The sequence below is a fragment of the Nonomuraea sp. B5E05 genome (assembly GCF_039880665.1).
Taxonomy (GTDB): Bacteria; Actinomycetota; Actinomycetes; order Streptosporangiales; family Streptosporangiaceae; genus Nonomuraea.
Genome location: NZ_JBDPMJ010000011.1, coordinates 247,385 through 259,251 on the forward strand (window position 1 = coordinate 247,385; position 11,867 = coordinate 259,251).

Genomic DNA, 11,867 nt, shown 5'->3' on the forward strand with positions numbered 1-11,867 from the left:
CGTGTCGTCGATGGAGCGGACCGCGACCGGCCGCCCGATCCGCGCTCGAACGTCAGCGGCTCACGCGCGGGCCGGGCGGCGGGGTCGGGGGTCAGCCGCGGGGTGCGAGACCGAGCTGGAGGCCCTTGAGGCTCGAGGAGCGCTTGCTCAGGGCGCCGGCGATCGAGCGCAGCTCCGCGGCGGCCGGCGAGTCGGGGTCGGTCAGGACCAGGGGCTTGCCCTCGTCGCCGCCCTCGCGCAGCCGCAGGTCGATCGGCACCTGGCCGAGCAGCGGCACCCTGGCGCCGAGGATGCGGGTCAGCGCGTCGGCGACCGTCTGGCCGCCGCCCTCGCCGAACACCGCGATGCGCTCGTCGCAGTGGGGGCACGGCAGCCAGGCCATGTTCTCGATGACGCCGGCGATCTGCTGGTGTGTCTGCGCGGCGATGGAGCCGGCGCGCTCGGCCACCTCGGCGGCGGCCATCTGGGGCGTCGTCACGACCAGGATCTCCGCCGAGGGCAGCCGCTGCGCCACCGAGATGGCGATGTCGCCGGTGCCCGGGGGCAGGTCGAGCAGGAGCACGTCGAGGTCGCCCCAGTAGACGTCGGCGAGGAACTGGTGCAGGGCCCGGTCGAGCATCGGCCCGCGCCACACCACCGCAGTGTTGCCCTCCGGCTTGAACATGCCGACCGAGATGACCTTGATGTCGTGGGCCACCGGCGGCATGATCATGTCTTCGACCTTGGTGGGCTTCTCGGCGGCGCCCAGCATGCGGGGCACGCTGTGGCCGTAGATGTCGGCGTCGACGATGCCGACCTTGAGGCCGCCGGCGGCCATGGAGGCGGCCAGGTTGACGGTGACGGACGACTTGCCGACCCCGCCCTTGCCGCTGGCCACCGCGAAGACGCGGGTCAGCGAGCCTGGCTGGTTGAAGGGGATCTCCTTCTCCGGGCCCCGGTCGCCTCTCAGCTTGGTCTGCAGGGCCTTGCGCTGCTCGGTGCTCATCACGTCGAGCTCGAGTTGCACGTCGGTCACGCCGTCGAGCTTGCTGACGGCGTTCTTCACGTCGCGGCGGATGGTGTCCTTCATCGGACAGCCGGCCACGGTGAGGTAGACGCCGACGCGCACCGCGCCGCCGGAAGCGATCTCGATGCTCTTGACCATGCCGAGGTCCGTGATCGGGCGGCGGATCTCGGGGTCGATGACGGTGGCGAGAGCGGCCGTCACGTTTTCCTGGGTTAGTGCCATCGAAGTCTCGGCACGAGGGAGTGCCGTCCCTCCTTTGTCGGTATATGTGTGACAGGCGCTGGACGCCAGTGAGGATGCCCCTCCATCGTATGAACCGGCGGCCTCGCTGGGTTAATCCGAGCTGTTAGATGTTCGTGCAACAACGTCTTAAGGTTACTCCGTGACTCTTCTGCGCCACGAAGGCCTTACCGCCGACGAGCTGGCGGTCTGGCGGATGTTGCAGCGGGCCCAGGTGCGCATCACCCGTCACCTGGAGGCGGAGCTGCTGGTCGCCCACGACCTGCCGCTGGCCTCGTACGACGTGCTCATGCAGCTGGCCGAGGCGCCGGAGTGGCGGTTGCGCATGAACGATCTCGCCGAGCGCGTGCTGCTCTCCCGCAGCGGGCTGACCAGGCTCATCGACCGGCTGCAGCGCGACGGCCTGGTGGCGAGGGAGGCCTGCGCCGACGACGCGCGCGGGTTGTTCGCGGTGCTGACCGAGCGCGGGGAGGCCAGGCTGGCCGAGGCGACGCCGACCTACCTGCGCGGCATCAGGACCCAGTTCCTCGACATGCTGGGCCCTGACGAGATCGGCGAGGTGCGGTCGATGCTCGCCAAGCTCGACATCACCGGCGCTCCCTGAGCTCCTCCAGCAGGCGTCCGAGCTCGGAGCGCAGATAGTCGCGGGTGGCCACCTCGTTCAGGGCCAGGCGGAGCCCGGCGATCTCGCGGGTCAGATATTCGATCTCCGCCTGGTTGCGCTCGGCCGTCTCGCGGTCCTGCTCGTACTGGATGCGGTCGCGGTCGTCCTGGCGGTTCTGGGCCAGCAGGATCAGCGGCGCGGCGTAGCTGGCCTGCAGCGACAACATCAGCGTGAGGAAGATGAACGGGTACGGGTCGAACTTCAGGTGATCGGGCGCGGCCACGTTCCAGGTCACCCAGGTCGCCACGAACACGGTCATGTAGACGATGAACCGGGCGGTGCCCAGGAAACGGGCGATCTGCTCCGACAGCCGCCCGAAGGCCTCGGGGTCGTAGTGCGGCCGCAACGACCGCCGCAGGTCACGGGGCTGGTCGAGGCGTTCAGACGTCATGGTCGGCCCCTTCTCGCCAGTCCTTGGGAAGCAGGTGGTCGAGCACGTCGTCGACGGTCACCGCGCCGACGAGCCGGCCGAGCTCGTCCACGACGGGGGCGGCCACGAGGTTGTAGTTGGCCAGGTAGGAGGTCACCTCGCGCAGCGTGAACTCCGGCTTGATCGGGTCGATCGAGGGGTCGAGCACGCCGCCGAGAATCGTGGACGGCGGCTCGCGCAGCAGCCGCTGGAAGTGCGAGACGCCCAGATAGGTGCCCGTCGGCGTCTCCGTGGGCGGCCTGGTGACGTAGACCTGCGCCGCGACGGCCGGCGTCAGGTCCTGCTGGCGGATGTGGGCGAGGGCCTCGGCCACCGTGGAGGTGGGCGGCAGGATCACCGGCTCGCTGGTCATCACGCCGCCCGCGCTGTCGACGGGGTATGTCAGCAGGCGCCGCACCGGGGCGGCCTCGTCCGGCTCCATCAGCGCCAGCAGCCTGGCCGACTGCTCCTGAGGCAGGTCGTGCAGCAGGTCGGCGGCGTCGTCGGGCGCCATCTCCTCCAGCACGATGGCGGCCCGCTCGGGCTCCAGCGTGCCGAGGATGCCGATCTGGTCGGCGGGCGGGAGCTCCTCCAGCACGTCGGCCAGCCGGTCGTCGTTGAGCGCGCGGGCGATCTCGACGCGGCGCTTGCCCGGCAGCCCGTGCAGCGCGCTGGCCATGTCGGCGGCCCGGAGCGACTCGAACGCGGCGATCAGACCGGCGGCCCCCTGGTCCTTCTGCAGCGTGTCGAACCCGGTCACCTCGGTCCAGTCGACGATCCGCAGGTCGCGCCGGCGGCCCCGGTGGAGCGCGACCTTGGTGATCTCCCACGTGGACGGCTTGACCTCCTCCATGGCCACGTCGTAGACGGTCATCTGCTGGTCGTCGCAGGACACGGCGAGGTCGAGCATCTCGCCGATGACCAGCGTCTCCGTGGCCCGCTGCTCGAACCTGCGCATGTTGAGCCGGCCGGTGAAGACCACGGCCCCGGCCTCGATGCGGCGTACGCGGGTGATCGGCAGGAAGACCCGGCGGCGCGGTTGCACCTCGACCACCAGGCCGTGCACGTTGGGCCGCCGGGTGAGGCGCAGGCCCGCCACGACGTCGCGCACCCTGCCGATCTGGTCGCCGGCGGGGTCGAAGACCGGGGTGCCCTGCAGCCGGCCCACGAAGATCTGCACGTGGCCAGGCTAACAGGGCTATCCCGTTGCGCCCCGTACGCCGGACGTGTCAGTATCAAACCCGCTTAACGGTCATTACGGTTCGGATGGTGTGCGATGAGGTATGCGGGGCTGGCGCTCGCGTTCGTGGGCTCGTGGTGTTTCGCGTTCGCCGGGCCGATGGCCAAATACCTCATCGCGGCCGGGCTGGCGCCGATGGAGGCCGTCTGGACGCGGATGGCGGGGGCGGGGCTGCTGCTCGTAGCCGTGCTCGCCGTGGTGAGACCGCGCGCGCTGCGGATCAACCGGTCGAAACTGCCGTTCTTCGGCCTCTACGCGCTCATGGGCGTGGCGGGCGTGCAGTCCCTGTACTTCGTGGCCATCACCAGGCTGCCGGTGGGGGTCGCGCTGCTGCTGGAGTTCATGGCGCCGGTGATGGTGGTGGCCTGGGTGCGGGTCGTGCGCAGGGTCAGGCTCGCCCGGGCCGCGTACGTCGGCGCGGTCGTGGCGGTCGTGGGCCTCGCGATCGTGGTCGAGGCCTGGCAGGGGCTGCGGATCGACGCGCTGGGCCTGCTGCTCGGCCTGCTGGCCGGGGCGTGCTGCGCCGGATATTTCCTGATGTGCGATGGCTTTGGCGACGACATCGACCCGCTGGGCCTGATCGCCTGGGGTCTGCTGGGCGCGGCCGTCCTGCTGATCCCGGTCTCGCGGCCCTGGAACATCCCCTGGGAGGCCTTCACGGTCTCCGCCACCCCGGAGGGCGCCGTCACGCTGCCGGTGATCGGGGCCTACCTCTGCATGGCGGTCGTCGCGACCTCGATGGCGTACATCCTGAGCATGTACGCCGTGCGGCGGTTGTCGGCCGCCGTGGGAGCCACGGTCGCGTCGTTGGAGGTCATCGCGGGCGCGGTGGTCGCCTGGGCGCTGGTCGGGGAGACGCTCGGCGTGTTCCAGATCGTGGGAGGGCTGATCGTGCTCTCGGGCGCGCTGCTCGCCCAGACCGCCACCGCCTCCGCCCAGCCCCCGGAGGCGCCCGAACCCCAGCTCATCGAGGAACAGGCCGCGGTCACCGCTCCGGGGTGAGGCGCACGACGGTGCACTCGCGGGCCCAGCGCTCGGTGAGGCCCTCGCTGTCGCGGGCGTTGAGCCGCTCCTTCGCCAGCACCGCCACGGCGTCGGCGGCCGAGGCCTGGTCGACGACCGACACCGCGGCGTCGAACTCCACCAGCCTGGCGCCGTTGTCCTTGCTGCGCAGCGTGACCCGCACCCGGTCGAGCCGGTCGAGACCGGGCAACTGCTGCTCCTCGCCGCCCGTCACCACGTAGATAGCGCCGTCGTGCCAGGAGTGCCAGGCCAGCCGCGGGCGGTCGAGGGTGAGCCAGAGGATGCCCGACTTCTTCGCGCCCTCTTGGATCGCAGGGGTGTTGTCGCTCACAGCTCCGACTGTACGGCCGAGCCGGGGCCTGGGACGAGTACCGTGTGCGCATGCGCTCCCGTCGTTCGGTGCTCGCCGTGCCAGGCAGCAACCCCCGTTTCCTCGACAAGGCTCAGACCCTGCCCGTCGACGAGGTCTTCCTCGACCTGGAGGACTCCGTCGCGCCCCAGGCCAAGGAGGGGGCGCGCAAGAACATCGTGACCGCGCTGCGCGAGGGCGACTGGTCGGGCAAGACACGGGTGGTCCGGGTCAACGACCTCACCACCCAGTGGACCTACCGCGACGTGATCGAGGTCGTCGAGGGCGCGGGGGAGTTCGTCGACTGCCTGATGCTGCCCAAGGTGCAGGACTCCACCGAGGTCGTCTGGCTCGACACGCTGCTCACCCAGATCGAGAAGGCCATGGGCCACGAGGTGGGCCGCATCGGCATCGAGGCGCAGATCGAGAACGCGCGCGGGCTGGTCAACGTCGACGCCATCGCGGGGTCGTCGCGGCGGCTGGAGACGCTGGTCTTCGGCCCGGCCGACTTCATGGCCTCGATCAACATGCGCACGCTCGTCGTCGGCGAGCAGCCGCCCGGCTACGTCGAGGGCGACGCCTACCACTACATCCTCATGCGCCTGCTCATGGCGGCCAGGATGCACGACCTGCAGGTGATCGACGGCCCCTACCTGCAGATCAAGGACGTCGAGGGTTTCGTGAAGGTGGCGCGCAGGGCGGCCGCGCTCGGGTTCGACGGCAAGTGGGTGCTGCATCCCTCCCAGGTCGACGCGGCCAACGAGGTGTTCTCGCCGGCGCAGGAGGACTATGACCACGCCGAGCTCATCTTGGAGGCGTACGACTACTACACCACGGTCGAGAGGCGCGGCGCGGTCATGCTGGGCGACGAGATGATCGACGAGGCCTCCCGCAAGATGGCGCTCGTCGTGGCGGCCAAGGGGCGGGCCGCCGGGCTGACCCGTACGACCTCCTTCACACCTTGAAGCCGACGGCGGTGAAGAACCAGAACGACGAGGTCAGCCAGAGCCCGACGAGCACCGTGAACGCCGCCCCGCCGAGCACCGGCAGCGTCCAGCCGGGCGCGCCGCGCCTGGGCAGGGCGAGCATCTTCGCGGTGAACACCCCGTAGAAGAAGCAGCCGAGCAGCGAGTGCACCAGCACCCTGGGCACGTCGTACTGCAGGCCCAGGGCGTAGAGGCAGTGGAAGGCGACGGGGATCGTCAGCAGGAACGCGATCCGGCCCGACCAGCGGTGCACGCCGGGCGGGATGGTGACGCCGAGCCTGCCCCACATCGACAGGGCCGAGACCACCTGCACGATCGCCAGGACGAACGCGCCCGTGGTGAGCCAGACCTTCATCGGCAGCGCGGCGGAGAACCCGGCCACGCCGACCGCGAACCCGGTGGGCGTGTGGGCCCGCCCGAAGACGCCGAGCGCGACCACGACCAGGCCTCCGGCGATCAGCGGCCACAGCAGCGGGGTCAGGCTGCGGGAGGGCCGCTGGTGGATGGCGGTCATGACATCTCCTCGATGAAGCCGTCGACGTCCTTGGGGTAGACCGTGGTGTCGTCCACGGTGAGGGGGGTGGTGGGCCGCTCGCCGTCCAGTCGCGGGATGTCGAGCTGCTCCTCGCCGAGGACGGCGGCGCCGACCTGGGTGAAGCCGCCCTGCGGGTTCTTCAGGACGATCCAGCCCGCCCTGAGCTTGGCGCCCCTGACGATCGCGGTGGCGCGGTAGAGGCCTGACGGCTTGACGACCGTGGGCGCGACGAAGCTCCACTTCTCGCCGCCGAGGGCGACCGTGCCCCTGGCCTTGCCCCCTCCCAGCGCGGCCGTGACCTTGGCGCTGCCGAAGCCGGTCAGCGACAGCTCGCCCGCCGACTCCTTGCCCTTGAACCAGGCCTCGGTCCTTCCGTCGCAGAAGTAGCCGATGGCCTTGCCGTTCCTGATCGAGATGGCGATGAGGCCGCCGTTGCCCTTGACACGCCCGCCGTAGTCGGCCCTGATGATCTTCTTGGGCTCGGTGCGGGACGGCGAGGGGGAGGATTGCGCGGTGTTCGTCGCCGCGGGAGGCGACTCCGTGGTGTTCTCCTGCGCGGGGGTCGTCTCCTCTGCGGAGGGCGCCTCCGCGGCCGTGTTCGCGGCCGTGTTGTCGGCCGCGGGTGCCGCGGTGATGCTGGCGACACCGAGTCCCGCGGCGAGCACCGCGCCCGCCGCGAGGGTGATGACAGGTCCCAGCCTTGACATGGACTGCTCCCAGGGTCGAATGCCTACGACCCCGAGCATCCGCCTAAAAGAGCGCGCCGTCTGTGAACTAATGCGCACCAAGCGGACAGAATGTATGGATGCAGGAAAACCCAGGGTCCCAATTCCCGTACGGCGCGCCGCCGCCGGGCTACCCGTACCCGCCCCAACGTCAGCCCTGGTTCCTGCCGACACCGCGCGGGGCCCGCTACGACCACATGGCCAGGACCGCCGCGTCCCATCCGTGGCGGGCGATCGTCGGGACGCTCATCATCGCCGCGGGCTTCTTCACGCTCGGCCTGGTGGTGGTGTTCGCGGGCATGCTGGTGTCGTTGCTGGCCGGCATCCCGTTCACGATCGAGCCCAGCGGGCAGCTCTCGGGCAACCCGGAGTTCGCTCTGGTGGTCCTGCTGTTGTCGCTCGCGCCGATGATCCCGCTCGTGCTCGGCACGGTGGCGCTCATCCAACGCCGCCGCCCCGGCACGGTCTCGTCCGTGACCGGGCGGCTGCGCTGGTCCTGGATGGCGCGCTGCGCGGGGCTGGCGGTCCTGGCGCTGGCGGCCGGCCAGGGCACGCAAATGCTCGTCATGTCGGCCTCGGGCGAGAGCGGCGAGATGTTCGGCTGGGCCGGTTGGGAGGGCTTCCTGCCGGCGCTGATCGTGATCGTGCTGCTGGTGCCCTTCCAGGCGGCCGCCGAGGAGTACGTCTTCCGCGGCTGGTTCGTGCAGGCGGTGGGCGCGCATGTGCGCAATCCGATCTGGTCGATCCTCATCGGGGCGGCGTTGTTCGCGTCGTTGCACGGGTACCAGCCGGCCGGGCTGGCCGACGTGTTCGTGTTCGGGGCGGTGATGGGATGGCTGACGGTGCGGACGGGGGGTCTGGAGGCGGCGATCGGGCTGCACGTCATGAACAACCTGCTCGCCTTCGGGCTGAGCGCGGCGGCCGGCAGTCTGGAGGAGGCCCTCGACCAGCCGAACGTTCCGGTGCCCTGGCAGGCGCTGCTGGGGACCGCGGTGCAGCTCACGGTTTACGCGGGTGGTGTGTTGTATCTAGCCAAAAAGCGGTCAATAAGCACTGTGTCTGGATAAATCAGGCACGGGGTGCCGGGAATCTCGCTAGAGAGGTCTCGCTATTCCGGCCGAGTCATGCTGGTCTGGATCCTGTGGGGACGGCGAGGGTTTCCCGGAGGTAGTCGTTTCGACCGTTCCCATGCCCGGACACGACCCGATTGATCGACGAGTTCCACCCGTACGACACGTTCGACGAGGAGGTACGGCGCGTGGCCTCCGGCCCCAGCGAACCGCCACGGCGACCGCCGGGTGACGACGACCCGCGTTCTGAGGGGGCGTCGGAACCGCAATCTTCTGAAGAGCCCAGGATCAGCCACGCGCCGCCTGGGCCCACCGACGACCGGGCCAGGGGGTTACCGCTGGCATCACCCTGGGACATGCCGCCGTTCGCCGCCCCCGTCCCGGAGGACGAGCCGCCGGAACCGCCCAAGGGGCGCCGGCCGTACAGCTCGCCGACGGTGGATTCCGCGGCGGAGCCCGAGGTGGAGCCGCGCCGCCGCCCCCGCCGCATCGTCAACCGCCCCGACAAGCTCGTGGCGGGCGGCCCGCCCCCGAAACCGGAGCCGGATGCCGTCGAGGAGGAGGCGGAGCCGTTCCAGGGCACCCGCATCCCCCCGTACGTCCGGGTCTACCCCGTCGAGGAGCCCCCCGAGACCGAGCCGGTGCCCGAGCCTCGGGAGGTGCACCCGGAGGAGGGCGAGCCGGAGGTGCGGCGCGTCGGACGGCCGCCCGCGGGACGCCCCACGCGCCCCGACCTCCTGGTCGCCACCGGGCCACCCCGCCCGCAGGGGTCGAGCGGCAGGCACCACAGGGGCCCGGCGCCGGCCGCTGTCCGCAGGGCGGTCCCCGTACGCCGCGGCAGCAGGGCGACCCCCATCGTGCTGACCGTGGCCGCGGCGGTTCTGGTGGCCGCGGGCGTGCTCGTGTGGCAGTGGAGCGGCGACGAGGCCCCCGGCCTGCGCCTGGAGGCCGGCACCGGGCGTTCGGGAGACGAGTTGTTCACCGTGCCCGCCGCGGGCGACGGCGTCAACCAGAAGCTCAACGACATGGCCTCGGCGGGCCGGGCGGTGGTGGCCGTCGGCAGCGACACGACGAGCCCCACGCCGCGCCCGCTGTTCCTGTTCTCGCCGGACGGGGGCAGGACCTGGCAGCTCGGGCAGGTGCACGGCGTCTCCTCGCCCACGGTCCAGCGGGTGGTCGGCGGCGACGGGCGGTGGCTGGCCAGCGGCGGCGACGGGCTGGCGGGCGAGCGCGGCCTGTGGACCAGCACCGACGGGTTCAGCTGGACGGCCGTGGAGCAGCCGGGCGGGGCCGCGTTCCGGGCCGGTGATCACATCCACGACATCGCCCGGACGGCCTCGGGGTTCGTCGCGGTGGGGCGTACGACGGGAGAGGACGGCGGGTCCGGGCCCGCGGCCTGGCGCTCGGACGACGGAGCCGGCTGGGAGCGCGTCGAGACCAGAGGGCTGGAAGTACGCGAGATCAGAGCCGTGGTCGCCAGGGGCGACACGGTCGTGGCCATCGGGCAACCCGCGGTCGGCGAGGGATCGCGGGTGCTGCGCTCGGCTGACGGCGGCCGTCACTGGCAGGCGACCGGCTTCCAGCTCCCCGAGGCCGTGCCGCGCACCGGGACGCTGGGCCTGCTGCCCGAACAGTTCGTCCTGGTGCCGACGCGGCAGCGCACGGTCACGGGTGACGTACGCGTCTACTGCTCGCCGACAGGGGCGCAGTGGAAGCAGTGCGGCACCATCGGCGGCCTGAGCGGCGAGAGCCCCGGCGTGGAGTCGCTGATCTCCCACAAGTCCGGCGTCGCGGCGATCACGCAGGCCGGCCTCGGCAAGTACACCGTGCTGACCAGTACGAACGCCCGCGACTGGGACAAGCGGGCCGACTTCGCGGACCTGCGGGGCGCGACCCTGCGCGGGTTCACGATCTCCGACGGCGGCACCCTGTTCGCCGGCGGCGACCAGGCGGCGTCCGACGTCGACAACCAGCTCGTGCTCATGGCCGCGCCACCGCGCGGCGCGGCGGCGCGCGTCAAGCTCGGCGAGGTAGCAGGCCTGTCGCGGATCGCGCGCGAGACGACCGCGCTGACCAGCTTCTCCGGCAGGTACGTCGCCGTCGGCTCGGCGTCCGGCGACGCCGGCCTGTGGACGATCAAGAACTGGCAGAGCTGGAAGTCGATGAGCCTCGGCGGGCCGGGCAGGCAGTCGCTGGAGGACGTCACGCATGGGGAGCGGGGCTGGCTGGCGGTCGGCGTCACCGAGACGAACGTCGCCGTCACCGACCCCCTCCTCGTCACCTCAGCCGACGGCGAGAGCTGGAAGAGGCTCGACGTCTCCGGCGACCTGGCCCGCGACAAGGACCACCCCTCGCTGACGACGCACGTGGTGACCGCGGGCAAGCAGGGGTACGTCCTGGTGGGCGAGTCCAAGGACCAGGCGGGCGTGTCGAGCACGGCCATCTGGTTCACCCCTGACCTGCGCAAGTTCACCAGGTCGGAGAAGTTGCCGCACGGCGGCTCGGGCGTGCGCGTCCACGACGCGGTCGCCGGCTCCGACGGCTTCGTGGCCGTGGGCGGCTCGGGCGCCGCCGAGCAGGAGAACAGCGTCGTGTGGCACTCCGACGACGGTGTCAACTGGACCGCTCGCGACGCGGTGTCCCCGCCCGGCGCCACCTCGGCGGGGCTCCGGCGGGTCACGGCGTACCAGGGCAAGCTGGTGGCGATCGGCACGGCGCTGGTGGACGGCGCGCGGCGGGCGTTCGCGGCGGCCTCCGACGACGACGGCGCCACGTGGCGTACGGCCTGGCTGCCCGCGGAGCAGGCGGCGGCGGTCTACGACCTGGCGGCGGCCGATGAGGGCCTGGTGGCGGTCGGCTGGCACGGCGCCCCCGGTGAGGGCGACAGCGCGGCCTGGACCTCGCAGGACGGGTTGTCGTGGAACCGGATGGAGCTGACGAAGGACAGGCTGGCGGGGCAGGGCATGCAGTGGTTGTCGGCGGTGGCGGTTACGCGTGCCGACGCGTCAGGGGCGGAGGTGGTGGCGCTCGGCCGGTCGACGACGTACAACGCCGACCATCTGATCCTGTGGACCTCCAGCCTGTCCGCCAGCAGGTAGGAGCCGAGACCCGGCGAGTGGGGCGGGCGGCGCCGCGAACCCCCATCGTCCGGCAGGCGCTTCGGCTAACGGGGCAACACGCCCCAGCCCGTCAGCGTGTCGAGCAGTCCTTCGGTGAGCGGCAGCCGGGCCAGCTCGTCCATGCCGCACCACCGCACGTCCGCGGCGTCGTCACCGGCCGCGGGGGTCCCGCCGGTGACGTCCGCGAGATAGTCGCGGATCACGTACGTGACCCCGCCGGGTCCGGGGCGCTCCACCGTGCCGGCCAGGCGGCCCACCTCCACGTGCAGCCCCGTCTCCTCCAGGACCTCGCGCCGCAGTCCAGCGGTGTCGGTCTCGCCGGGCTCCAGCCTGCCGCCGGGGATGGACCACAGGCCCATGCCGGGCGGATGCCCCCGCTGCACAAGGAGAATTCGGTCAAAGGCGTCAAAAACTATCGCCCCAATACAATTTACGCGCACATGACCAAGATTACGACGAGATAACGAGAACCACCCTTGACGCAACGCCGCAAAAGGAAGC

12 protein-coding genes are annotated in these 11,867 nt (G+C 71.3%); 5 read left to right on the forward strand and 7 right to left on the reverse strand.

Annotated features, from left to right (window positions below):
- Positions 1-91: 91 nt before the first annotated feature.
- Complete coding sequence (locus ABGB01_RS22390) at positions 92-1,228, reverse strand: Mrp/NBP35 family ATP-binding protein (RefSeq protein ID WP_347775480.1); 1,137 nt, start codon at positions 1,226-1,228, stop codon at positions 92-94.
- 160 nt (positions 1,229-1,388) lie between these two features.
- On the opposite strand from ABGB01_RS22390, the gene ABGB01_RS22395 reads away from it, so the two are divergent.
- Positions 1,389-1,850 (forward strand): MarR family transcriptional regulator, encoded by a 462-nt coding sequence (locus ABGB01_RS22395; RefSeq protein ID WP_347775481.1) that lies wholly within the window; start codon positions 1,389-1,391, stop codon positions 1,848-1,850.
- On the opposite strand, the gene ABGB01_RS22400 is transcribed toward ABGB01_RS22395, so the two are convergent.
- Both ABGB01_RS22400 and ABGB01_RS22405 read right to left on the reverse strand, forming a co-directional pair.
- On the reverse strand, positions 1,834-2,301 hold the full coding sequence (locus tag ABGB01_RS22400) for a DUF1003 domain-containing protein (protein WP_347775482.1): 468 nt from the start codon (positions 2,299-2,301) through the stop codon (positions 1,834-1,836). The genes ABGB01_RS22395 and ABGB01_RS22400 overlap by 17 nt on opposite strands.
- A complete protein-coding gene (locus ABGB01_RS22405; RefSeq protein WP_347775548.1) occupies positions 2,291-3,493 on the reverse strand; it encodes a CBS domain-containing protein in 1,203 nt (400 codons plus the stop codon). Before ABGB01_RS22405 ends, ABGB01_RS22400 begins: the two co-directional genes overlap by 11 nt.
- Before the next feature lie 102 nt (positions 3,494-3,595).
- On the opposite strand from ABGB01_RS22405, the gene ABGB01_RS22410 reads away from it, so the two are divergent.
- Entirely contained in the window at positions 3,596-4,561 is a 966-nt protein-coding gene (locus ABGB01_RS22410) for a DMT family transporter (RefSeq protein ID WP_347775483.1), read from the forward strand.
- On the opposite strand, the gene ABGB01_RS22415 is transcribed toward ABGB01_RS22410, so the two are convergent.
- The gene (locus ABGB01_RS22415; RefSeq protein WP_347775484.1) at positions 4,545-4,913 is read right to left on the reverse strand and encodes a hypothetical protein; all 369 of its coding nucleotides are present in this window, start codon (positions 4,911-4,913) and stop codon (positions 4,545-4,547) included. The genes ABGB01_RS22410 and ABGB01_RS22415 overlap by 17 nt on opposite strands.
- Positions 4,914-4,963: 50 nt before the next feature.
- Between ABGB01_RS22415 and ABGB01_RS22420 the strand changes: the two genes are divergently transcribed.
- Entirely contained in the window at positions 4,964-5,896 is a 933-nt protein-coding gene (locus ABGB01_RS22420) for a CoA ester lyase (RefSeq protein WP_347775485.1), read from the forward strand.
- Here the strand turns inward: ABGB01_RS22420 and ABGB01_RS22425 are convergent.
- Together ABGB01_RS22425 and ABGB01_RS22430 are read right to left on the reverse strand one after the other, a co-directional pair.
- Positions 5,886-6,431, reverse strand: a complete 546-nt coding sequence (locus ABGB01_RS22425) for a DUF6529 family protein (RefSeq protein ID WP_347623197.1) — start codon at positions 6,429-6,431, stop codon at positions 5,886-5,888. The genes ABGB01_RS22420 and ABGB01_RS22425 overlap by 11 nt on opposite strands.
- The gene (locus ABGB01_RS22430) at positions 6,428-7,159 is read right to left on the reverse strand and encodes a hypothetical protein (RefSeq protein WP_347775486.1); all 732 of its coding nucleotides are present in this window, start codon (positions 7,157-7,159) and stop codon (positions 6,428-6,430) included. Before ABGB01_RS22430 ends, ABGB01_RS22425 begins: the two co-directional genes overlap by 4 nt.
- A 98-nt stretch (positions 7,160-7,257) precedes the next feature.
- Here ABGB01_RS22430 and ABGB01_RS22435 point away from each other — a divergent pair, with 98 nt between their 5' ends.
- Together ABGB01_RS22435 and ABGB01_RS22440 are read left to right on the forward strand one after the other, a co-directional pair.
- Entirely contained in the window at positions 7,258-8,244 is a 987-nt protein-coding gene (locus ABGB01_RS22435; RefSeq protein ID WP_347775487.1) for a CPBP family intramembrane glutamic endopeptidase, read from the forward strand.
- Positions 8,245-8,384: 140 nt separating this feature from the next.
- The gene (locus ABGB01_RS22440) at positions 8,385-11,345 is read left to right on the forward strand and encodes a hypothetical protein (protein WP_347775488.1); all 2,961 of its coding nucleotides are present in this window, start codon (positions 8,385-8,387) and stop codon (positions 11,343-11,345) included.
- A 65-nt stretch (positions 11,346-11,410) separates the two neighbouring features.
- Here ABGB01_RS22440 and ABGB01_RS22445 read toward each other — a convergent pair whose 3' ends face one another.
- Positions 11,411-11,806, reverse strand: coding sequence for an NUDIX hydrolase (locus ABGB01_RS22445; RefSeq protein WP_347775489.1), 396 nt, complete (start codon positions 11,804-11,806; stop codon positions 11,411-11,413).
- Positions 11,807-11,867: the final 61 nt, after the last annotated feature.

What these genes read in the sequence shown, in the direction of transcription:
- ABGB01_RS22425 (WP_347623197.1), bottom strand. Translation starts at nt 6,431, where the DNA reads ATGACCGCCATCCACCAGCGGCCCTCCCGCAGCCTGACCCCGCTGCTG.
- ABGB01_RS22410 (WP_347775483.1), top strand. Translation starts at nt 3,596, where the DNA reads ATGAGGTATGCGGGGCTGGCGCTCGCGTTCGTGGGCTCGTGGTGTTTC.
- ABGB01_RS22420 (WP_347775485.1), top strand. Translation starts at nt 4,964, where the DNA reads ATGCGCTCCCGTCGTTCGGTGCTCGCCGTGCCAGGCAGCAACCCCCGT.
- ABGB01_RS22430 (WP_347775486.1), bottom strand. Translation starts at nt 7,159, where the DNA reads ATGTCAAGGCTGGGACCTGTCATCACCCTCGCGGCGGGCGCGGTGCTC.
- ABGB01_RS22400 (WP_347775482.1), bottom strand. Translation starts at nt 2,301, where the DNA reads ATGACGTCTGAACGCCTCGACCAGCCCCGTGACCTGCGGCGGTCGTTG.
- ABGB01_RS22435 (WP_347775487.1), top strand. Translation starts at nt 7,258, where the DNA reads ATGCAGGAAAACCCAGGGTCCCAATTCCCGTACGGCGCGCCGCCGCCG.
- ABGB01_RS22390 (WP_347775480.1), bottom strand. Translation starts at nt 1,228, where the DNA reads ATGGCACTAACCCAGGAAAACGTGACGGCCGCTCTCGCCACCGTCATC.